Source organism: Streptomyces violaceusniger Tu 4113, from assembly GCF_000147815.2.
In the GTDB taxonomy this organism is placed as follows: domain Bacteria; phylum Actinomycetota; class Actinomycetes; order Streptomycetales; family Streptomycetaceae; genus Streptomyces; species Streptomyces violaceusniger_A.
Window position 1 is genome coordinate 4,610,856 of the sequence record NC_015957.1, and the last position, 24,724, is coordinate 4,635,579.

Genomic DNA, 24,724 nt, shown 5'->3' on the forward strand with positions numbered 1-24,724 from the left:
GAGTGTTTCAAGGGGCTGGGGATAGTGGCGGAAGACGAAAAACTCCTTGACTACCTCAAGAAGGTGACGGCTGACCTGCGTCAGGCTCGTCGGCAACTTCGACAGGTGGAGGAGCGGGACCGGGAGCCCATCGCCATTGTGGCGATGAGCTGCCGGTACCCCGGGGGCGTGAAGACGCCGGAGGAGCTGTGGCGGCTCGTCGCCGAGGGCGGCGACGCCATCAGCGAGTTCCCTCCTGACCGAGGCTGGGACGTCGATGGCTTCTTCGACCCGGACTCGGAGCGATCCGGTACCTTCTCCGTCCGCGAGGGCGGGTTCCTGGAGGCCCCCGGCGACTTCGACCCCGGCTTCTTCTCCATGAGCCCGCGGGAGGCGCTCGCCACCGACCCCCAGCAGCGGCTGCTGCTGGAAACCGCCTGGGAGGCGTTCGAGCGCGCCGGAATCGACCCGGCGTCGGTGCGGGGAAGCCAGGCCGGTGTGTTCGTCGGCGCCTCGCCCTCCGGCTACGGCGCCGGGGTGAGCGAGATGCCCGAAGGCGTGGAGGGGCTGCTGCTCGCGGGCAACGCCACCTCCGTGGTCTCCGGGCGGGTGGCCTACACCCTGGGCCTCGAGGGGCCCGCCGTGACGGTGGACACCGCGTGCTCGTCGTCGCTGGTCGCCCTGCACTGGGCCTGCCAGGCGCTCCGTCAGGAGGAGTGCTCGCTCGCCCTGGCGGGTGGTGTCGCCGTCATGTTCACCCCCAGCATGTTCGTCGAGTTCAGCCGGCAGGGCGGGCTCGCTCCCGACGGACGGTGCAAGGCGTTCGGCGCGGGTGCCGACGGCACGGGCTGGGCGGAGGGCGTGGGCCTGCTCCTCCTGGAGCGGCTCTCGGACGCCCGGCGCAACGGCCACCCGGTGATGGCCGTCATCCGAGGCTCGGCGATCAACCAGGACGGCGCGTCCAACGGTCTGACGGCGCCCAACGGCCCCTCGCAGCGCCGGGTGATCCGCCAGGCGCTGAAGAACGCCGGCCTGACGCCCGCTGATGTGGATGCGGTGGAGGCGCACGGCACGGGTACGTCGCTGGGTGACCCGATCGAGGCGCAGGCCCTGATGGCCACCTACGGCAAGGAGCGGCCGGAGAACAAGCCGCTGTGGCTGGGCTCGCTGAAGTCCAACATCGGCCACTCCCAGGCGGCCGCCGGTGTCGGCGGGGTCATCAAGATGGTGATGGCCCTGCGGAACGGCGTGCTGCCCAAGACGCTCCACGCGGACGAGCCCTCCAGCCAGGTGGACTGGACCGAGGGCGACATCCGGCTGCTGAACGAGTCGACCCCCTGGCCCGAGACCGAGCAGCCTCGGCGGGCCGGTGTGTCCTCGTTCGGCATCAGCGGGACGAACGCGCACGCGATCCTGGAGCAGGCTCCGGAGGCCGAGGTGGCCGAGGAGACCCAGGCCGAGGTCGCCGACGGTCCGGTGGCCTGGGTGGTGTCCGGCCGTAGCCCGGCCGGCCTGCGGGCCCAGGCGGGCCGGCTGCGGGAGTTCGTGGCGGAGCGTCCGGACCTGGGCGCGGCCGATGTGGCGTACTCGCTGGTGTCGTCGCGGTCGGTGTTCGAGCACCGTGGCGTGGTGACGGGCGCTGACCGTGAGGAACTCCTGGCGCGGCTGGGTGCGTTGGCCGGGGATGAGGTCGCCTCGGGTGTGACGCGTGGTGTGGCGGATGTCCGCGGCCGTTCGGTGTTCGTGTTCCCCGGTCAGGGGGCGCAGTGGGTGGGCATGGCGGTGGGGCTGCTGGAGTCCTCGCCGGTGTTCGCGGAGGCGATCGGTGAGTGTGAGTCGGCTCTGTCGGCTCATGTGGACTGGTCGCTGACGGATGTGCTGCGTGGCGCCGAGGGCGCTCCCGGTTTCGACCGGGTGGACGTGGTCCAGCCGGTGCTCTTCGCGGTGATGGTGTCGCTGGCGAAGCTGTGGCGCTCGGTCGGCGTGCAGCCCGATGCGGTGATGGGTCACAGCCAGGGTGAGATCGCCGCGGCCTGCGTCGCGGGTGCGCTCTCGCTGGAGGACGCCGCGAAGGTGGTGGCCCTGCGGTCGCAGGCGATCGCAGCCGGTCTCGCGGGTCGTGGTGGCATGGTGTCGGTCGGACTGTCCGCGGACGAGGCCAAGGAGCGGATCGCCGCCTGGGATGGTGCGATCTCGGTGGCCGCGGTCAACGGCCCGGGTTCCGTCGTGGTCTCCGGTGACCCGGGTGCGCTGGACGAGATGGTGGCGCAGCTGGAGGGTGAGGAGATTCGTGTTCGCCGGGTTCCGGTGGACTATGCCTCGCACTCGGCCCATGTGGAGGGGATCCGCGAGGAGCTGCTGAAGGTCCTGGCGGACATCGCGCCGCGCTCTTCCGAGGTGCCGTTCTACTCGACGGTGACCGGTGAGCTGGTGGACACCGCTGGTCTGGACGCCGAGTACTGGTACCGCAACCTGCGGCAGACCGTCGAGCTGGAAGCCACCACCCGCACCCTGCTCGGCAAGGGACACGCCTTCTTCATCGAGGTGAGCCCGCATCCCGTGTTGACCCTGCCCATTCAGCAGACCGTGGAGGCCGCTGAGGCGCAGGCGGTGGTCGTCGGCACGCTGCGGCGTGACGAGGGCGGTCTGGAGCGGTTCCTGACCTCCGCCGCCGAGGTGTTCGTGCGCGGCACCAAGGTCGTCTGGGCCACCACGTTGGAGGGCCGTGGAGGCCGCCGGGTCGAGCTGCCGACCTACGTCTTCCAGCGTGAGCGCTACTGGCTCGATGGATTCGGCCTGCCGCCCGGCGGAAGCGCGGCCGAGGTCACCGGCTCCGTCGACGCGCGGTTCTGGGAGGTGGTGGAGCGCCAGGACCTGGAGTCGCTGGCGGGGACGTTGGCGGTCGACAGCGAGGCGCCGCTGAGCGCCGTGCTGCCCGCCCTGTCCGCGTACCACCGCAACAACCGTGACCAGTCCACGATCGACGGCTGGCGCTATCGGGTGTCATGGAAGCCGCTCTCCGAGATCGCCGACGGCTCGCTGTCGGGGACGTGGCCCGTGGTCGTTCCGGCGTCCCGCGCCGGGGACGAGCTGGTCTCGGAGGTCGTTGCCGGGCTCGAGCGGCGCGGCGCGGATGTGGTCTCGATCGTCGTGGACGAGCGGGACCTCGACGCGGACGTGCTCGCGGAGCGGCTGCGTGAGGTGGCCGCCGACGCACCCGAGCTGGGTGGGGTGCTGTCGCTGCTGGCCCTGGACGAGGAGCCCTGCCCGGGGTACCCGGCGCTGTCGGGCGGCTACGCGCTGACCCTGGTGCTGCTGCGGGCCATGGTCGGGGCCGAGATTCCGGCCCGGCTGTGGTGCGGTACGCGCGGAGCGGTGTCGGTGGGGCGTTCGGACCGGCTCACCAGCCCGGCGCAGGCGATGGTCTGGGCGTTGGGCCGGGTGGCCGGACTGGAGCTGGCACCGCTGTGGGGCGGTCTGGTGGATCTGCCCGAGTCGCTGGATGATCGCGGTGCGGAGCGGCTGGCCGGTGTGCTGTCCGTCGAGGGTGGCGAGGACCAGGTCGCGGTGCGTGGCTCCGGTGTCTTCGTACGTCGTCTGGTGCGCTCGGCCGCGGCCGCCGATGAGGGGAGCTCGTGGCGGGCGCGTGGCACGGTGCTGGTGACCGGTGGCACGGGCGGGCTCGGTGGCCAGGTGGCCCGCTGGCTGGTCCGTAGCGGTGCCGAGCACCTGGTGCTGACCAGCCGCCGCGGTCTGGAGGCCGAGGGCGCCGCCGAGTTGAAGGCGGAGCTGGAGGGCATGGGCGCCGAGGTGACGGTGGCCGCGTGTGACGCGGCGGACCGCGACGCCCTCGCCGCCGTCCTGGCCGCCGTACCGGAGCACCAGCCGCTCACCGGAGTGGTGCACGCGGCGGGTGTCACGATCGCGGCTTCCCTGCTGGAGACCGAGCTCGCCGACGCGGCCCGGGTGGTGTCGGGCAAGGTCGCGGGCGCCGTCAACCTCGACGAGCTGCTTGGCGACCGTGAGCTCGACGCGTTCGTGGTCTTCTCGTCCATCTCCGGGATCTGGGGTGGCGGCAGCCAGGGCGTCTACGGCTCCGGAAACGCCTTCCTGGACGCGTTGGTGGAGCAGCGCCGTGCGCGGGGTCTCGCGGGCACCGCCGTCTCCTGGGGCCCGTGGGCCGAGGGTGGCATGGCGACCCGGGAGGATGCGGGGGAGCAGCTGGCGCGGCGTGGACTGCCCGCGATGGCACCCGAGTTGGCGATCTCTGCTCTGGAACGCGCGGTGGCCGGTGACGACGGTGTGGTGACGGTCGTGGACGTGGACTGGGAGCGGTTCGCCCCCTCGTTCACCGCGGTCCGGCCCAGCCCGTTCCTGAGCGACCTCGACGAGGTCCAGCGGCTGGAGGCCAAGGGGGGCGACGGCGAGAGCTCCGACGCCGCCGGAGCGCAGCTGCGCGAGCGGCTGAAGCCGCTCACCGAGGGGGAGCGGGATCGGGCGCTGCTCGATCTGGCGCGCAAGCACGCCGCCTCCGTGCTCGGCTACGCCTCCGCGGAGATGGTCGAGCCGAACCGGGCCTTCCGCGATCTGGGTTTCGACTCGCTGACCGCGGTAGACCTGCGCAATCGGCTGACGGCCGAGACCGGTCTCAGCCTTCCCGCCACGCTGGTCTTCGACTACCCCAGCGCCTCGACGCTCGCGGCGCATCTGCGCACCGAGGTGCTCGGCGCATCGTCCCCGGCGCTCACCGCCGGGTCCGGTGCCTCCGCCGTCGCCGGCGCGGACGACGACCCCATCGCGATCGTCTCCATGAGCTGCCGCTTCCCCGGTGGGGTGCGGAGCCCGGAGGACCTGTGGCAGTTGGTCGAGGGCGGCGGTGACGCCATCTCGTCGTTCCCGTCCGACCGAGGCTGGGACCTGTCGGGCATGTACGACCCCGACCCGGCCCGGCCGGGCACGTTCTACGCCCGTGAAGGCGGATTCCTCTACGACGTGAGCGAGTTCGACCCCGGCTTCTTCGGGATCTCGCCCCGTGAGGCGCTGGCGACCGACCCGCAGCAGCGGCTGCTGCTGGAGACCTCCTGGGAGGCGTTCGAGCGGGCGGGCATCAATCCCACGTCCGTGCGGGGCAGCCAGGTCGGTGTGTTCGTCGGCTTCTCGGGATCCGGATACGGCACCAACCTGACGACGGTGCCCGAGGACGTCGAGGGCCATCTGCTGACGGGCAACGCCGGCAGCGTCGTCTCGGGCCGCCTCGCCTACACCTACGGCCTGGAAGGCCCCGCCGTCACGGTGGACACGGCCTGCTCGTCGTCGCTGGTGGCCCTGCATCTGGCCTGCCAGTCGCTGCGCCAGGGCGAATGCTCCATGGCGCTGGTCGGCGGCGTGACGGTGATGGCGACCCCGATGGCGTTCGTCGAGTTCAGCCGGCAGGGCGGTCTCGCGCCCGATGGCCGCTGCAAGCCCTTCTCGGCCGCGGCGGACGGTACCGGCTGGTCCGAGGGCGCCAACGTGCTGCTCGTCGAGCGGCTGTCGGACGCCCGGCGCAACGGTCACCAGGTGCTGGGCATCGTGCGGGGCTCCGCCGTGAACCAGGACGGTGCGTCCAACGGTCTTACGGCGCCGAACGGGCCGTCGCAGCAGCGGGTGATCCGCCAGGCGCTGGCCAGCGCCGGGGTGTCGGCGGCCGAGGTGGACGCGGTGGAGGCGCACGGCACGGGTACCTCGCTGGGCGACCCGATCGAGGCGCAGGCACTGCTGGCCACCTACGGCAAGGAGCGGCCGGAGGGGCGCCCGTTGTGGCTGGGTGCGCTGAAGTCCAATATCGGACACACCCAGGCCGCGTCCGGACTCGCCGGTGTCATCAAGATGGTGATGGCGATGCGGCACGGTGTGCTGCCGAAGACGCTGCACGTGGATGCGCCGTCGCCGCAGGTGGACTGGTCGGCGGGCGAGGTGCGACTGCTGACCGAAGCCACGGCGTGGCCGGAGACGGGGCAGCCGCGCCGGGCCGGTGTCTCCGCGTTCGGTGTCAGCGGCACGAATGTGCACACCATCATCGAGCAGGCCCCGACGGACGCCGATGACGAGCGGCCGGGCGAGGTGACGGCTCCCGACGAGCGTGGTGGGGCTCCTTGGACGCTGTCGGCCCGGAGCGCGGACGGGTTGCGCGCTCAGGCGCGGCGGCTGCGGGCGCATTTGACCGCGCGGCCGGAGCTGAGTCTGAAGGATGTGGGCTACTCCCTGGTCGCCACCCGGTCGGTGTTCGAACACCGTGCCGTGTTGACGGGCGCGGACCGCGCGGAGCTGCTGCGCGGGCTCGAGGCCGTCGCCACCGGCGAGGAGGTTCCCGGGGTCGTGCGCTCGGTCGCGACTCCTACGGGAATCACGGCGTTCCTGTTCTCGGGGCAGGGCGCGCAGCGCCTGGGCATGGGCCGGGAACTGTACGAGGTGTTCCCGGTGTTCGCCCGTGCCCTGGACGAGGTGTGTGCGCACTTGGACATGCTGCTGGACCGTCCGCTGAAGGACGTGATGTTCGCGGCGGAGGGCAGCGAGGACGCCGAACTGCTCGACCAGACGGCGTTCACTCAGCCTGCGCTGTTCGCGGTCGAGGTGGCGTTGTTCCGGCTCCTGTCGGCGTGGGGTGTCGCCCCGGATGTGGTGATCGGTCACTCCATCGGTGAGATCGCCGCCGCGCAGGTGGCGGGGGTGTTCTCGCTGGAGGACGCGTGCACGATGGTGGCGGCCCGTGGCCGTCTGATGCAGGCCCTTCCCGAGGGCGGCGCCATGGTCGCCATCGAGGCGTCCGAGGAAGAGCTCGCGGCCTCGCTCGCCGGTCGCGAGACCGAGGTGAGCATCGCCGCCATCAACAGCCCCACCTCTGTCGTCATCGCCGGTGACGAGGAAGCGGCGCTGGAGATCGCGGAGCAGTGGTCGGAGCAGGGCCGTAAGACCCGCCGGCTGAAGGTCAGCCACGCCTTCCACTCGCCCCGCATGGACGCCATGCTGGACGACTTCCGCAAGGTCGTCGAAGGGCTGTCGTTCGCCCCGCCCTCCCTTGCCCTGATTTCCAATGTGTCGGGCAAGTCGGCGGGTGCGGACGAGGTGTGCTCGCCGGAGTACTGGGTGCGGCACGTCAGGGCGTCGGTGCGCTTCCTGGACGGGATGCGTTCCCTCGAAACCGCGGGCGTGACCAGGTTCTTCGAGGTGGGCCCCGACGGTGTGCTCTCGGCGATGGCGCGCGAGTGCCTGACGGTCGAGGAGGCTTCGGCTCCCGTCGTGGTGCCGGCGCTGCGCAAGGACCGCCCCGAGGCCCAGTCGCTGACCACGGCGCTCGCCGAACTCCACGTCCACGGCACCACCGTCGACTGGGAGGCCATGTTCGCCGGGCAGGACGCCCGCCGGGTGGAGCTGCCGACGTACGCCTTCCAGCGGCAGCGCTACTGGCTGGAGGAGCCCGAGAGCGACGCCTCCACAGCCCCCGCCTCCGTGGACTCGGTCGACGCCCGGTTCTGGGACGCGGTCGAGCGTGAGGACCTCCAGGCGCTGACCACCGCGCTGCACGTGGACGGAAACGCCTCGCTGACCGAGGTGCTGCCCGCCCTGTCGTCCTACCGTAAGGGCCACCGTGAGCGTTCCACGGTGGACGGCTGGCGCTATGAGATCGCGTGGGCCCCGGTGTCCGAGCTGTCGGAGGGGGCGCTGAGCGGGACCTGGATGGTCATGGTTCCCGACTCGCACGCCGACGACGAGCTGGTCACCTCCGCGGTGAACACGCTCGAGCGGCAGGGCGCGGAGGTGGCGCGGATCGTGCTCGACGGCGCCGTGGACATCGACCGCGCGGCGGTCGCCGAGCGGTTGCGCACGGCGGCCGAGGGCGCGTCGGACGGAACCGTCGGCGGGGTCCTCTCCCTGCTGGCCCTGGACGAAAACCCCAGCTCCGAGCACGCGGTCGTGCCGCGAGGACTCGCGCTGAACCTTCTCGCCCTGCAGGCACTCGTGGACGCCGGTGTCGAGGCCCCGCTGTGGGTGGCCACGCGAGGCGCCGTCTCGGTGACCGGATCCGACACCCTGCGCAGCGCCGCCCAGGCGCAGATGTGGGGCCTCGGCCGGGTCGCCGGTCTGGAGCACCCCCGGCTCTGGGGCGGTCTGGTCGACCTCCCGGAGACGCTGGACGAGCGGGCCGCGAACCGGCTGGCCGGTGTGCTGGGCGGCGGCGCGGGCGAGTTCGAGGACCAGGTGGCGGTGCGCACCTCCGGGGTATTCACCCGGCGTCTCGTGCGGGCTGCCGCCCCGCAGACCACGGCTCAGCCGTGGAGTGCGCGGGGCTCGGTGCTGGTGACCGGCGGCACCGGGGGAGTGGGCAGCCAGGTGGCCCGGTGGCTGGCACGCGCCGGTGCCGAGCACCTGGTGCTGACCAGCCGCCGTGGCCTGGAGGCCGATGGTGCCGTCGAACTGCGTGACGAGCTCGTCGCGTTGGGCGCCGAGGTGACCATCGCGGCATGTGACGCCGCCGACCGTGATGCCTTGGCCGGCGTGCTGGCCGCCATCCCGGAGCGGTATCCGCTGAACGCCGTCGTGCACGCGGCGGGTGTCCTGGACGACGGTGTCCTGGACTCGATGTCGGTGGGGCGGGTCGCGGGTGTGCTGCGTCCCAAGGTGGACGGGGCCCGCAACCTGCACGAGCTGACCGAGGGCCTCGACCTGTCCGCGTTCGTGCTGTTCTCCTCGCTCGCCGGAGCCATCGGCGGCGCCGGGCAGGGCAGTTACGCGGCGGCCAACGCCTACCTCGACGCCCTGGCGCAGCAGCGCCGGGCCCAGGGCCTGGCGGCCACCTCGGTGGCCTGGGGCCCGTGGGCCGAGGGCGGCATGGCGGTCGACGGGGCGCTGGAGGACCGGCTGCGGCGCGGCGGCATGGCCGCGATGACCCCGGAGCTGGCGGTCAAGGCCCTCCAGCGAGCCCTTGACCTGCAGGAGACCCACCTGGCCATCGCCGACCTCGACTGGGAGCGATTCGTACCCGCCTACACCGCCGTACGGGCCAGCCGGCTGCTGGACGAGGTGCCCGAGGCGCGGCGGATCCTGGAGGCCGCGCTCGGCGGCGGGACCGCCGCGGTCTTCGAGACCGGTGGCTCGGAGCTGCGCGAGCGGCTCGCCGGAATGTCCGAGGCGGAGCAGGAACGAGCGCTGCTCGACCTGGTCACCACGCAGGTGGCGATGGTGCTGGGCTTCCCGTCGGTGGAGTCGGTCGAGTCTCAGCGGGCCTTCCGCGAACTCGGCTTCGACTCGCTGACCGCCGTCGAACTGCGCAACCGGCTGGACGCGGCGACGGACCTGCGCCTGCCCGCGACGATCGTCTTCGACCACCCGACGCCCGCGGCGCTGGCCCGCCGACTGCGTACCGACGTCGTCCGGGACGGAGTCTCGGCGGCCGCACCGATCCTCAGCGAGCTGGACCGGATCGAAGCGGCGATGGCCACGATCTCCGCCGACGACGTGGACCGGCCGAGGATCACGACGCGCTTGCAGACGCTGCTTCTGAAGTGGGGAGAAGCGGAACAGGATTCGGGCAACACTGGCAAGAAGATGGTCGCGAACAAGATTCAGTCGGCGACATCCGATGAGATCTTCGACTTCATTGACAAGGAGCTTGGGATTTCCTGAGCTGAGTTTCCTGACGGAGCCTCGGTCAATTCCCGAGGATCGCTCCTTACTACTTACCGGGTGATATCACAATGAACGAAGAAAAGCTTCTCGACTATCTCAAGCGGGTGACCGCGGACCTCCAGCAGACTCGCCAGCGCCTTCTTGAAGCCGAGTCAGCCGACCAGGAACCGATCGCGATCGTCGCCATGAGCTGCCGGTTCCCTGGAGGCGTCAGCTCCCCCGAAGATCTGTGGCGCATGGTGGCGGACGGTACCGACGCGATCTCGGAGTTCCCCACGGACCGGGGCTGGGATATCGATGCCCTCTACCACGAGGACCCGGACCGCCCCGGCACCAGCTACACGACCGCAGGCGGATTCCTGGAGAAGGTCGACCAGTTCGATCCGGCGTTCTTCGGAATCTCGCCGCGTGAGGCGCTGTCGATGGACCCGCAGCAGCGAGTGCTGTTGGAGACGTCGTGGGAGGCGGTCGAGCGGGCGGGTATCGACCCGATGTCCCTGCGTGGCAGCAGGACCGGCGTCTTCGTCGGGACCAATGGCCAGGACTACTCCATGCTCATGCTCGGTGCCTCCGAGAGTCTCGACGACGTCGAGGGCCACTCGGGCACCGGCAACGCGGCGAGCATCGTCTCCGGCCGTATCTCCTACACCATGGGTCTTGAGGGACCCGCGCTTTCGGTGGACACCGCGTGCTCGTCCTCCCTGGTGGCCCTGCATCTGGCCGTTCAGGCACTGCGTCAGCGCGAATGCACACTCGCGCTGGCCGGTGGCGTCACGGTGATGTCCACTCCGTCGGCGTTCGTCCAGTTCAGCAGGCAGCGCGGCTTGGCGGCCGACGGCCGGTGCAAGCCGTTCGGGGCCGCGGCCGACGGCACCGGCTGGGGCGAGGGCGTCGGCATGCTGCTCGTGGAGCGGCTGTCCGACGCCCAGCGCAACGGCCACCAGGTGCTCGCCATCGTCCGTGGTTCGGCGATCAACCAGGACGGCGCCTCCAACGGCCTCACGGCCCCCAACGGCATATCGCAGCAGCGGGTCATCCGGCAGGCGCTGACCAGCGCCCGGCTGTCCGCCGCCGAGGTGGACGCGGTCGAGGCCCATGGGACGGGCACCACCCTCGGCGACCCGATCGAGGCCCAGGCGCTGATGGCCACGTACGGGCAGGACCGGCCCACCGACCAGCCGCTGTGGCTGGGCGGCATCAAGTCCAACATCGGGCACACCCAGGCCGCCGCCGGTGTCGCCGGGGTCATCAAGATGGTGATGGCCATGCGCGAGGGCATGCTGCCGAAGACGCTCTACGCGGAGGAGCCCTCACCGCACATCGACTGGACCGGCGGCGCCGTCGCCCTGCTGCATGAGACGGCCCCGTGGCCGGACCGGGACCACCCGCGCCGCGCCGCCGTGTCCTCGTTCGGCATGAGCGGCACCAACGCCCACACCATCCTGGAGCAGGCTCCCGAGACCGAGCCGACGGAGGCCGGCGAGGCGGAGGCCGTCGACGGTCCGGTGGCGTGGCCGGTGTCGGGCCGTGGCGCGGACGCGCTGCGGGCGCAGGCCGGGCGGCTGCGGGAATTCCTCATCGAGCGCCCGGAGTTGAGCGCCGCCGACGTGGCGCTCTCGCTGGCCGCGACCAGGTCCGCGTTCGAGCACCGGGCCGTGGTGACCGGCACCGGCCGCGATGAACTCCTCCAGCGGCTGGAGGCGGTCGCCGAGGACACCTCCACCGCGAACGGCGTGGTGCGCGGGAAGACCGGCGACACCGGCCGCTCGGTCTTCGTGTTCCCCGGTCAGGGGGCGCAGTGGGTGGGCATGGCGGTGGACTTGCTGGAGTCCTCGCCGGTGTTCGCCGAGGCGATCGGCGAGTGTGAGACGGCCCTGTCGGCGTATGTGGACTGGTCGTTGACGGATGTGCTGCGTGGCGCCGAGGGCGCTCCCGGTTTTGACCGGGTGGACGTGGTCCAGCCGGTGCTCTTCGCGGTGATGGTGTCGCTGGCGAAGCTGTGGCGCTCGGTCGGCGTGCAGCCCGATGCGGTGATGGGCCACAGCCAGGGCGAGATCGCCGCGGCGTGTGTGGCCGGTGCGCTCTCGCTGCAGGACGCGGCCAAGGTGGTGGCGTTGCGCTCGCAAGCCATCGCGGTGGGCCTTGCGGGCCGCGGTGGCATGGTGTCGGTCGGCCTGCCGGTCGAGCAGGTCAAGGAGCGCATCGCCGCCTGGGACGGCGCCATTTCCGTCGCCGCCGTCAACGGCCCCGGCTCCGTGGTGGTGTCCGGTGACCCGGGTGCGCTGGATGAGATGGTGGCCCAGCTGGAGGGCGAGGAGATCCGGGTCCGCCGGGTGCCGGTGGACTACGCCTCGCACTCCGCGCATGTGGAGGCGATCCACGATGAGTTGCTGAAGGTCCTCGCCGATATCGAGCCGCGCGCCTCGGAGGTGCCGTTCTACTCCACGGTGTCCGCCGAGCTGGTGGACACGACCGGTCTGGACGCCGAGTACTGGTACCGCAACCTGCGGCAGACCGTTGAGCTGGAGGCCACCACCCGGAGGCTGTTGGACGACGGCCACGCCGTGTTCATCGAGGCCAGCCCGCACCCAGTGCTCACCCTTCCCGTGCAGCAGACGGTTGAATCCGCCGAGGCCCAGGCTGTTGTCGTCGGCACGCTGCGGCGCGACGAGGGCGGTCCGGAACGGTTCCTGGCCTCCGCCGCCGAGGTGTTCGTGCGTGGCGTCACGGTGGACTGGACCGCGCTGCTCGAGGGCCGCGGCGCCCGCCGGGTGGAGCTGCCGACCTACGCCTTCCGGCGTCAGCGGTACTGGCTGGATGTGTCGGTCGCGGAGATGTCGGCCACCGTCGACGCTCTGGGCGCGGACGCGGTGGACGCCCGCTTCTGGGATGCGGTCGAGCGCGAGGACCTGGCGGCGCTGGTCCGCACGCTGGAGGTGGAGGACGAGGAGCAGCAGTCGTCGCTGACGGCGTTGCTTCCCGCCCTGTCGTCCTGGCGCCGTCAGCGCCGTGAGCAGAACACGGTGGACAGCTGGCGCTACAAGGTGGTCTGGAAGCCCCTGGCGTCCGCCATCGATGCGGCCCTCTCGGGCACCTGGCTCGTCGTCCTCCCCGCGTCGCACGCCGACGACGCCCTCGTGTCCGCCACAGTGAACGGGCTGGAGACGAGCGGCGCCGACATCGTCCGGGTGGTGCTCGACGAATCGGGCAACGACCGCTGGACCGTGGCGGAGCGGCTGCGCGGGGCGCTCGACGAGGCCGGGGCGGAGACCTCGGGCGTGGCGGGCGTGTTCTCGCTGCTGGGTCTTGACGAGTCCGGCCACGGGACGTTCGAGGTGGTGCCCGCGGGACTTGCGGCCATGGTCGCGCTGGTCCAGGGGCTGGGCGACGCCGGTGTGGTGGCGCCGCTGTGGTGCGGCAGCCGGGGCGCGGTGTCCGTGGGCCGCTCCGACCGGCTGGCGAGCCCGCTGCAGGCGATGGTGTGGGGCCTGGGCCGCATTGTCGGCGTGGAGTACCCCCAGCGCTGGGGCGGTGCGGTCGATCTGCCCGAGACCATGGACGGCCGCGCGGTGGCCCGTCTCATCGGAGTGCTGGCGGGCACGGAGGGCGAGGACCAGGTCGCGGTGCGCGGCTCCGGTGTGTTCGCCAAGCGCATGGTGCGTGCCACGGCGGCCGAGGACGCCGAGGGCCGCGGCTCCTGGCAGAGCCGGGGCTCGGTGCTGGTGACCGGTGGTACGGGTGCGCTGGGTGGCCATGTGGCCCGCTGGCTGGCGCGTACGGGTGCCGAGCATCTGGTGCTGACGAGCCGTCGTGGCATGGAGGCCGAGGGCGCCGCCGAGCTGAAGGCGGAGCTGGAGGGCCTCGGCGCCCGGGTGACCGTGGCGGCGTGTGACGCGGCCGACCGGGATGCGCTGGCCGCAGTACTGAACGGCATTCCGCAGGAGTTCCCGCTGACCGCCGTGGTGCACACCGCCGGTGTGCTGGACGACGGCGTCCTGGACGCCCTGACGGTGCGCCGTGCGGCCGGGGTGCTGCGCCCGAAGGTGGACGCCACGCGGAATCTGCATGAACTGACCGCTGGGATGGACCTGTCGGCCTTCGTGCTGTTCTCCTCCGGGGCGGGCACGCTGGGCGGCCCGGGCCAGGGCAGCTACGCGGCGGGCAACGCCTATCTCGACGCGCTGGCGCTGCAGCGGCGCGCGGACGGCCTTCCGGCCACCTCCATCGCCTGGGGCGCCTGGGCCGGAGGCGGCCTCGGCTCCGGCGAGGTCGGCGAGCGGATGGACCGTTCCGGCATGGTCGGGATGGTGCCCGAGCTGGCCATCTCCGGACTGCAGCAGGCCCTGGAACTGGATGAGACCTTCCTGGTCATCGCCGAGATCGACTGGGACCGCTTCCAGCCGGACTTCGTCGGCTCACGCCCGAACGCGCTGTTCCGCGAGGTGCCCGAGCTGAACCGCCCGGCCACCGCCAGTGGCGCGGACGCGGGCGACGGCGACGACGCGATCTCCGCGCTGCGCCGGGAGATGGCGGAGCTGCCCGCCGCCGAACAGCCCAAGCTGCTCCTGGAGCTGGTGCGCAACCAAGCCGCCGATGTCCTCGGCTACGACAGCGCGGACGCGGTGGAGGCCGACCGGGCCTTCCGCGACCTCGGCTTCGACTCGCTGACCGCCGTCGAGCTGCGCAACCGCCTCGGCGTGGTCACCGGCCTCCGACTCCCGGTCACCTGTGTCTTCGACTACCCGACCGCCACGGTGCTGGCCCGGTATCTGCACACCGAGATGTTCGGCGAGCAGCCGGTCACCGGTGGCGCCACCGCCGCCGCGCCCACCGGGCCGGAGGCGCTCGACAAGCCCATCGCCACCGATGAGCCGATCGCCATCATCGGCATGAGCTGCCGGTTCCCCGGCGGGGTGCGCAGCCCCGAGGAGCTGTGGAAGCTGCTGGTGGCCGAGCGGGACGTGATCTCCGCGTTCCCCGACGACCGCGGCTGGGACATCGACGGCCTCTACGACCCGGACCCCGAGAAGTCCGGCACCAGCTATGTCCGGGCGGGCGGTTTCCTCGACGAGGTGGGCCACTTCGACCCGGGCTTCTTCGGGATTTCGCCCCGTGAGGCGCTGGCGATCGACCCCCAGCAGCGGCTGCTGCTGGAGACCTCCTGGGAGGCGTTCGAGCGCGCCGGGGTCGACCCCGTGGCGCTGCGCGGCAGCCGGACCGGTGTCTTTGTCGGCTCCAACTACCACGACTACGGCTCGCGCATCCTGGCCGACGGCCAGGGAGTGGAGGGATACCTCGGACTCGGCAGCGCCCCCAGCGTCTCCTCCGGCCGCATCTCCTACACCTTCGGCTTCGAGGGCCCGGCCGTTACGGTGGACACCGCGTGCTCGTCGTCGCTGGTCGCCCTGCACCTGGCCTGCCAGTCGCTGCGGCAGGGCGAGTCCTCGGTGGCGCTGGCGGGCGGTGTGACCATTATGGCCACGCCGGGTACGTTCATCGAGTTCAGCGCCCAGCGCGTGCTGTCGTTCGACGGGCGGTGCAAGGCGTTCTCGGCGGACGCCGACGGCACCGGCTGGTCCGAGGGCGTGGGCATGCTCCTCGTGGAGCGGCTGTCGGACGCCCAGCGAAACGGCCACAAGGTGCTGGCCGTCATCCGGGGTTCGTCGATCAACCAGGACGGCGCGTCCAACGGTCTGACGGCGCCGAATGGCCCGTCGCAGCAGCGGCTGATCGAGCAGACGCTGGCCGGCGCCCGGCTGGCCTCCGCCGATGTGGACGTGGTCGAGGCCCATGGCACCGGCACGCCCCTCGGCGACCCGATCGAGGCGCAGGCGCTGCTGGCCACCTACGGTCAGGGCCGCCCCGAGGGCCGGCCGTTGCTGCTCGGCGCCATCAAGTCGAACATCGGTCATACACAGGCCGCCGCGGGTGTCGCGGGTGTCATCAAGATGGTGATGGCCATGCGCGAGGGCGTCCTTCCCAAGACCTTGCACCTGGACGAGGCGACGCCGCATGTGGACTGGTCGGCGGGCGACATCGAGCTGCTGACCGAGGCGGTGCCATGGCCGGAGACGGACCATCCGCGCCGGGCGGCGGTGTCCGCGTTCGGTGTGAGTGGCACCAACGCGCACACGATCATCGAGCAGGCGCCGGTCTCCGACGAGCCGGAGGCCCCGCGCGCCGGGGACGCCCCGGACACCGCCGCGGCCCCGGTGCCGTGGATCCTGTCCGGCCGGACCGACGCCGCCCTCCGGGGCCAGGCCGAGCGGCTGCGTGACCAACTGGCCACGGCCACCGAAGAGTTCATGCCCACTGTGGACGTCGGCTATTCCCTGGCGACGAGCCGGTCTCTCTTCGACCACCGGGCCGCCCTGGTCGGCGAGGACCGCGCGGACATGCTGCGTGGCCTCGAGGCCCTCGCGAAGGGCGAGGCGGCGCCCGGCGTCGTACGCGGCATGGCGGGCGCGGCCGGTAAGACGGCCTTCCTGTTCTCGGGCCAGGGCGCGCAACGCCTCGGCATGGGCCGGGAGCTGTACGACGCCTTCCCGGTGTTCGCCGACGCGTGGGACGAGGTGTGCGCCCATCTGGACGGTCTGCTGGACCGTCCGCTGCGGGATGTGGTGTTCGCGGCGGAGGGCAGTGCGGACGCCGGGCTGCTGGACCGGACGGCGTTCACCCAGCCCGCGTTGTTCGCGGTCGAGGTGGCGCTGTTCCGGCTGCTGGAGCACTGGGGTGTCACTCCGGATGTGCTGATCGGCCACTCCATCGGCGAGATCGCGGCCGCGCATGTGGCCGGGGTGTTCTCCCTGGAGGACGCGTGCACGCTGGTGGCCGCCCGTGGCCGGCTGATGCAGGCGCTCCCCGAGGGCGGCGCCATGGTGGCGGTGCAGGCGTCCGAGGACGAGATCGCTCCGGCACTCGCCGGTCACGAGGCCGAGGTGAGCGTTGCCGCCGTCAACGGCCCGACCTCCGTGGTCATCGCGGGCGACGAGGCACCGGTGCTGGAGATCGCCGGACAGTGGGCGGAGCAGGGCCGTAAGATCCGCCGGCTGCGGGTCAGCCACGCCTTCCACTCGCCCCGCATGGACGCGATGCTCGGCGACTTCCGCAAGGTCGTCGAAGAGCTGTCGTTCGCCTCGCCCAGGATCGCTCTGGTATCCAACGTGACCGGTCAGTCGGCCACCGCCGATGAGATGTGCTCTGCGGAATACTGGGTTCGCCATGTGCGGGAGGCGGTGCGGTTCGCGGACGGCGTGCGGGCACTCGAGGCGCAGGGCGTGTCCCGGTTCGTCGAGGTCGGCCCCGATGGCGTGCTCACCGCGATGGCGCGCGAGTGCCTGACGGCCGAGAAGGCTTCGGCGCTCGTCGTGGTCCCGGCGCTGCGCAAGAACCGTCCCGAGACGCGGGCGCTGACGACGGCGCTGGCCGAGCTCCATGTGAATGGCGTCGGAGTGGACTGGGAACGGGCCTTCGCGGGACGTGGCGCACGGCGAGTCGAGCTGCCCACATACGCCTTCCAGCGGGAGCGCTACTGGCTGGAGAGCCTGACGTTTCCCGGCGACTTCACCGCCGAGGGGTTCGCCCCGTCGGTGGATACGCGGTTCTGGGAGGTGGTCGAGCGTGAGGATCTCGAAACGCTCACAGAGACGCTCGACGTCGATGCCGAGACTCCGCTGAGCGCGGTGCTGCCGGCTCTGTCGGCGTACCACCGCAACAGCCGTGACCGGTCCATTGTCGATGGCTGGCGCTATCGGGTGTCGTGGAAGCCGGTCCCGGAGGCCGCCGACGGCTCGCTGTCGGGGACGTGGCTGGTGGTGGTTCCGGCGTCTCGCGCGGAGGACGAGCTGGTCTCGGGTGTCGTCGCCGGGCTCGAGCGGCATGGCGCGGGTGTGGTGTCGGTCGTGGTGGACGAACGGCACCTTGACACGGACGCGTTGGCGGAGCGGCTGCGCGAGGCGGTCGCGGAGGTGTCCGGGCTGGGTGGTGTGCTGTCGCTGCTCGCCCTGGACGAGGACCCCTGCCCGGAGCACCTGGCCCTGTCGAACGGCCTCGCCCTGACGCTGTCTCTGGTGCGGGCCATGGTCGAGGCGCGTGTCGAGGCTTTGGTGTGGTCCGCAACGCGTGGCGCCGTGTCGGTGGGCAGTTCCGAGAAGCTCCGCCATCCGACGCAGGCGATGGTGTGGGCGTTGGGCCGGGTGGCCGCGCTGGAGCTGCCGCCGCTGTGGGGTGGCGTCGTCGATCTGCCGGAGACGCTGGATGAGCGTGCGGTGGCGCGGCTGGCCGGTGTGCTGTCCGCCGAGGGCGGCGAGGACCAGGTGGCGGTGCGCGGCTCGGGTGTGTTCGTGCGTCGTCTGGTGCGGTCGGTCGTGGCCGTGGGCGACGGAACGTCGTGGAGGCCGCGTGGCACGGTGCTGGTGACCGGTGGCACGGGTGCGCTGGGTGGTCACGTGGCGCGTTGGCTGGCGCGTAGTGGTGCCGAGCATCTCGTGTTGACCAGCCGTCGGGGTCTTGACGCGCCGGGGGCTGCCGGACTGCGTGAGGAGCTGGAGGCGCTGGGTGCCCGGGTGACCGTGGCGGCCTGTGATGTGGCCGACCGTGAGCAGTTGGCCGCGGTGCTGGACGCCGTCCCGGAGGAGTATCCGCTGACCGCGGTCGTGCACGCGGCGGGTACCAATGGGGTGGCGCCGCTGATGGAGACCGGGTTGGCCGACGTCGCCGACGTGGTTTCCGGCAAGGTGGCGGGCGCCGTCAACCTGGACGAGCTGCTGGGCGATCGTGAGCTGGACGCGTTCGTGGTCTTCTCGTCGATCGCGGGTGTGTGGGGCAGCGGCGGTCAGGCCGGGTACAGCGTGGCCAACGCATATCTGGACGCGCTGGTGGAGGAGCGTCGCGGACGCGGTCTCGCCGGTACCGCCGTGGCCTGGGGTCCCTGGGCCGAGGGCGGTATGGCGGAGGGCGATGGTGGCGAGCAGTTGGCGCGGCGTGGTCTGCCCGCGATGGCGCCTGATCTGGCGATCGCCGCGTTGCAAGGCGCGGTCGCGGGTGATGACGGTGTGGTGGCGGTCGCCGATGTGGACTGGGAGCGGTTCGCCCCCTCATTCACCATGGGGCGGCCGAGTCCGCTGATCGGTGATCTGCCCGAAGTCGAGCGGGTGCTGGCGGAGGCCGGGGAGACCGAGGGCGCCGGGCTCGGCGCGGGTGCGGAGTTCCGGGAGCGGCTGGCGGGGCTGAGCGAGGCCGAGACCGACCGGGTCCTGCTCGATCTGGTCCGGGGTCACGCCGCCACGGTGTTGGGATTCACGGATACGGAGGCGGTTGAGCCCGGGCGGGCGTTCAAGGATTTGGGTTTCGACTCGCTCACGGCGGTGGAGTTCCGCGACCGGCTGGTCGCCGAGACCGGTCTCGGTCTCCCGGCCACGTTGGTCTTCGACTATCCCAGTGCCTCGGTGCTCGCGGCGTATCTCCGGACGGAGGTGCTGGGTGTGTCGTCGGTGGCGGTCGCCGCCGGGTCCGGGGCGTCCGCCGGTTCGGGTGTGGACGATGAACCGATCGCGATCGTCTCCATGAGCTGCCGTTTCCCCGGTGAGGTGCGCAGCCCGGAGGATCTGTGGAAGCTGGTGGAGAGCGGTGGTGACGCCATCTCCTCGTTCCCGTCGGACCGCGGCTGGGACCTGGCGGGCATGTACGACCCGGACCCGGACCAGTCGGGCGGGTTCTACGTCCGTGAAGGCGGATTCCTGTACGACGCGGCCGAGTTCGAGCCCGGGTTCTTCGGGATCTCGCCCCGTGAGGCGCTGGCGACCGACCCGCAGCAGCGGCTGCTGCTGGAGACCTCCTGGGAGGCGTTCGAGCGGGCGGGCATCAACCCCGCGTCGCTGAAGGGCAGCCAGGTCGGTGTGTTCGTCGGCTCCTCGGGCTCCGGTTACGGCGCCAACCTGGAGACGGTGCCCGAGGACGTCCAGGGCCATCTGCTGACCGGTAACTCCGGCAGTGTCGTCTCCGGCCGTCTCTCCTACACCTACGGTCTGGAGGGCCCCGCCGTCACGGTGGACACGGCCTGCTCCTCCTCGCTGGTGGCCCTGCATCTGGCCTGTCAGTCGCTGCGTCAGGGCGAGTGCTCCATGGCGCTGGTCGGTGGGGTGGCCGTGATGGCGACTCCGATGGCGTTCGTCGAGTTCAGCCGGCAGGGCGGGCTCGCCCCGGACGGCCGGTGCAAGCCGTTCTCGGCCGCGGCGGACGGTACGGGCTGGAGCGAGGGTGTCGATGTGCTGCTCGTGGAGCGGCTCTCGGACGCGGAGCGCAACGGCCACCAGGTGCTTGCGGTTGTGCGGGGCTCGGCGGTGAACCAGGACGGTGCGTCGAATGGTCTGACCGCGCCGAACGGTCCGTCGCAGCAGCGGGTGATCCGCCAGGCGCTGGCCAACGCTCGCCTCTCGGCCGCCGAGGTGGACGCGGTGGAGGCGCACGGTACGGGCACCTCGCTGGGTGACCCGATCGAGGCTCAGGCGCTGCTGGCCACCTATGGTCAGGAGCGCGCCGAGGAGCAGCCGCTGCTGCTGGGCGCGTTGAAGTCGAACATCGGGCACACCCAGGCCGCCTCCGGTGTGGCTGGTGTGATCAAGATGGTCATGGCGATGCGGGAGGGCAAGCTTCCCAAGACGTTGCATGTGGATGAGGCGTCGCCGCATGTGGATTGGTCGGCGGGTGATGTCGAGCTGCTGACCGAGGCGACGCCCTGGCCGGAGACGGGTCGTGTGCGCAGGGCGGCAGTGTCCGCGTTCGGTGTGAGTGGCACCAACGCGCATGTGATCCTCGAGCAGGCGCCGACCGCTGACGGGCCCGGTACGGAGCAGGCGGGGGATGTCGCGGGCTCCACCGCGGGCCCGGTTCCTTGGGTCCTGTCCGGTAAGACCGAGGCGGCTCTTCGGGGCCAGGCCGAACGGCTGCTCGGTCAGCTGGCCTCGGCTGTCGACGATTCCTCGGTCGTTGTGGATGTCGGCTACTCCCTGGCGGCGACCCGATCGCTCTTCGACCACCGGGCCGTGTTGGTCGGTGAGGACCGTGAGGAGCTGCTGCGCGGCCTTGAGGCCGTCATGCGGGGCGGGACCGCGCCGAGTGTGGTGCGCGGTGTGGCGGGGAGGGCCAATAAGACGGTGTTCGTCTTCCCCGGTCAGGGGGCGCAGTGGATGGGTATGGCGGTGGACTTGCTGGAGTCCTCGCCGGTGTTCGCCGAGGCGATGGCCGAGTGTGAGACGGCCCTGTCGGCCTACGTGGACTGGTCGCTGGCCGAGGTGCTGCGTGGTGCCGAGGGCGCTCCCGGTTTCGACCGGGTGGATGTGGTGCAGCCGGTGTTGTTCGCGGTGATGGTGTCGTTGGCGAAGCTGTGGCGTTCGGTCGGCATCGAGCCGGACGCCGTGATGGGTCACAGTCAGGGCGAGATCGCCGCGGCGTGTGTCGCGGGCGCGCTCTCACTCGAAGACGCCGCGAAGGTGGTGACCTTGCGGTCGCAGGCCATTGCGGTGGGTCTTGCGGGTCGCGGTGGCATGGTGTCGGTCGGGTTGCCGGTCGACCAGGTCAAGGACCGTATCGCCGCCTGGGACGGCGCGATCTCGGTCGCCGCTGTCAACGGCCCCGGTTCGGTGGTCGTCTCCGGTGACCCGGGGGCGCTGGATGAGATGGTTGAGCGGCTGGAGGGCGAGGAGGTCCGTGTTCGCCGGGTCCCGGTGGACTACGCCTCGCACTCCGCACACGTGGAGGGGATCCGCGAGGAGTTGCTGAAGGTCCTGGCGGACCTTCAGCCGCGTTCCTCGGGGGTGCCGTTCTACTCCACGGTCTCCGGTGAGCTGGTGGACACCGCCGGGCTGGATGCGGAGTACTGGTACCGCAACCTGCGGCAGACCGTCGAGCTGGAGGCCACCACCCGTACTCTGCTCGGCAGTGGCCACGCCACCTTCATCGAGGTGAGCCCGCATCCGGTGCTCACCCTTCCCGTTGAGCAGACGGTGGAGGCCGCTGAGAAGCGGGCGGTGATCGTGGGCACGCTGCGCCGTGATGAGGGCGGTCTGGAGCGGTTCCTGACCTCGATCGCCGAGGTTCATGTCAACGGGGCCGACGTCGACTGGTCCAAGGTGTTCGCCGGATACGGCGCCCGCCGGATTGACCTGCCGACGTACGCCTTCCAGCGGCAGCGCTACTGGCTGGAGGCCCCGACGACGTTCGTCGGCGATGTCACCGCCGTGGGGCTCACCCCGCCGGTGCACCCGTTGCTGGGCGCTGCCGTCGAACTGCCCGGCACGGACGGCTTCCTGTTCACCGGCCGTCTCTCGCCGCAGACCCATCCGTGGCTCGTTGACCACATGGTTCAGGGCACGATTCTCCTGCCCGGCACCGCCTTCCTCGAACTGGCGATGCACGCTGCCGAGAAGGTGGGCTGTGATCGGGTCGAGGAGCTGACCCTCACGGCGCCTCTCGCGCTGCCCGAACAGGGTGCGGTGCACCTCCAAATCGCGGTGAGCGGGCCGGACGAGAGCGGCGCGCGTGCGCTGAACGTCTACTCGCGGCTGGAAGACGGCACCGTGACACAGCCGTGGACACAGAACGCCTCCGGTCTGCTGTCGCCGGCGCCGGGCGGCGCACCGCGAGAGACGGGGCAGGTCGATCTCACCGTATGGCCCCCGAAGGGCGCGGAGCCGATCGACATCGGGGACGTCTACGACCGGATGACCGAGGGCGGCTTCGGTTACGGTCCGATCTTCCAAGGGCTGCGATCCGTGTGGGGCCGTGGTGACGAGGTCTTCGCCGAGGTCCGTCTGCCCAAGGAGAACGCCGCGGACGCCGAGGAGTTCGGGCTGCACCCGGCTCTGCTGGATGCGGCGCTTCACGCCGTCATGTTCGTACCGTATGAGGGCCCGATGCCCGCCAGGCTTCCGTTCTCCTGGACTGGGGTCTCGCTGCGGGCCGTAGGCGCCTCGGAGTTGAGGGTGCGCCTCAGTTCGCTCGGGCCTGACTCGATCGGCCTCCAGGTCGCCGACGGAACCGGCCTCCCCGTGGCCTCCGTCGACTCCCTGGCGCTGCGACTGGTCGCGGACGGGCAAATCCAGGCGCCTGGTTCTCCGGCGGCCGGGCATGACTCGCTCTTCCGTCTGGAGTGGATCCCTGTTCCCGTCGCCGCGCCGGCTCCCGCTTCCGAAGGGACGTGGGCCGTGCTGGGTACGGACGGTCTGGGGGTGCGCTCCGGCTTGGAGACGGCGGGTGCCGGCGTGGAGGCATACGCGAGTCTGACCGCGATGCGCGAGGCGATCGAGTCCGGCGCCCCGGTACCCGACGTCGTCATGGTCACGGGCACCGCGGAGGCGGTGGGCATCGATGACGACGACGACCTGGTGGGGCGGGTGCGTGACGTCACCTATCGGGCGTTGGACCTGGTGCGGTGGTGGGTCACCGATGAGCGGTTCGCCGACTCCTATCTGGTGTTCGTGACCCGCGGCGCGATGGGTGTCCGACACTCCGACCACGTGCGCACCCCGGCCGAGGCGGCCGTGTGGGGTCTGCTGCGCTCCGCGCAGAGCGAGCACCCTGGGAAGTTCCTCCTGGTCGACCTCGACCCGGAGGAGCACGGCGATGTGTCCTACGCGCTACGGTCGGCGCTCGCCGCCGAGGAGCCGCAGGTCGCGGTCCGTGAGGGAACGGTGCATGGTCTGCGTATGGCGCGGGTCCCCTCGGGCGGTACCCCGAAGCCGCTGGATGGTCGGGGGACGGTGTTGATCACTGGTGGTACGGGTGGTCTGGGTGCGTTGTTGGCCCGTCATCTGGTGGTGGAGCACGGTGTTGAGCGTTTGGTGCTGACGAGTCGTCGTGGCGTGGAGGCGCCGGGTGCGGCGGAGTTGGTGGAGGAGCTGGCCCGGCTCGGTGCGCGGGCGGAGGTCGTGGCGTGTGATGTGGCTGATCGGGGGTCGGTGGAGAGGCTGCTGGCGGGGATCGGGTCGGAGTATCCGCTGTCGGCCGTGGTGCATGCGGCGGGTGTGCTGGATGACGGTGTGGTGGAGTCGCTGACGCCGGAGCGGGTGGACAAGGTGTTGCGTCCGAAGGTGGACGCCGCGCTGCACCTCCACGAGCTCACGCGCGATCTCGACCTCTCCGCCTTCATCCTGTTCTCCTCCGCCTCCGCTACGTTCGGCAGCGCCGGCCAGGCCAACTACGCGGCGGGCAACGCGTTCATGGACGCCCTGGCCCAGCACCGCAGGGCCGCGGGGCTCCCGGCCACCTCGCTCGCATGGGGGCCGTGGACGCAGGACGGTGGCATGACCACCGAACTGGCCGACAGCGATATCACCCGGATGTCCAGGAACGGCATGGTCGCCCTCACCCCCGAGGCCGGACTCGCGCTGTTCGACGCGACCCGCGATCTCGACGACGCCGTCCTGGTGCCCATCACCATGGACCTGTCCTCGATGGGCGATCCGGTACACGCGCTGCTGCGCGGACTGGTGCGCGCACGCGCGCGGAGGGCCGTGGAGTCGGCCGCCGATCCGGCTGCCGCGCTCAAGCAGCACCTGGCCGGGAAGTCCGCAGCGGAGCGCGAGCGCGTCCTCATGGACCTGGTGTGTGACCAGGCGGCCGTTGTCCTCGGCTACACGTCGGGAGAGGCGATCGAGCCGGAGCACGCGTTCAAGGACATGGGATTCGACTCCCTGACCACGGTGGAACTGCGGAACCGTCTCAACGCGGAGACCGGGCTGCGGCTGCCGGCGACCCTGGTGTTCGACTACCCGACCCCGGAGGCGCTCACACGGATCCTGCTCGAGGAGGTCACCCCCGCCGACGGGCCCGTGAGCGAGCCCGTCTTCGGAGAACTCGACCGACTGGAGTCCACCCTGTCGGCGCTCGACTCCGAGGGTGAGGTACGGGCGAAGGTGGCCGAACGGCTGAGGGAGTTCCTGAACAAGCTGGATGACGCCCCCGAGAGCGTCGACGCCAGCGGAGATATGGCCGAACGGATCGGATCGTCCTCCAACGACGAGCTGTTCGACTTCATCGACCAGGAACTCGGCCTTTCCTGAACCCTGCCCAAGACCTCGTG

2 protein-coding genes are annotated in these 24,724 nt (G+C 71.3%); both read left to right on the top strand.

Annotated features, from left to right (window positions below; translation table 11 throughout):
- The first annotated feature begins 24 nt into the window (after window positions 1-24).
- Window positions 25-9,642 (top strand): type I polyketide synthase, encoded by a 9,618-nt coding sequence (locus tag STRVI_RS19075; protein ID WP_014057314.1) that lies wholly within the window; start codon window positions 25-27, stop codon window positions 9,640-9,642.
- A gap of 71 nt (window positions 9,643-9,713) precedes the next feature.
- Complete coding sequence (locus STRVI_RS19080; protein ID WP_014057315.1) at window positions 9,714-24,704, top strand: type I polyketide synthase; 14,991 nt, start codon at window positions 9,714-9,716, stop codon at window positions 24,702-24,704.
- Window positions 24,705-24,724 lie beyond the last annotated feature (20 nt).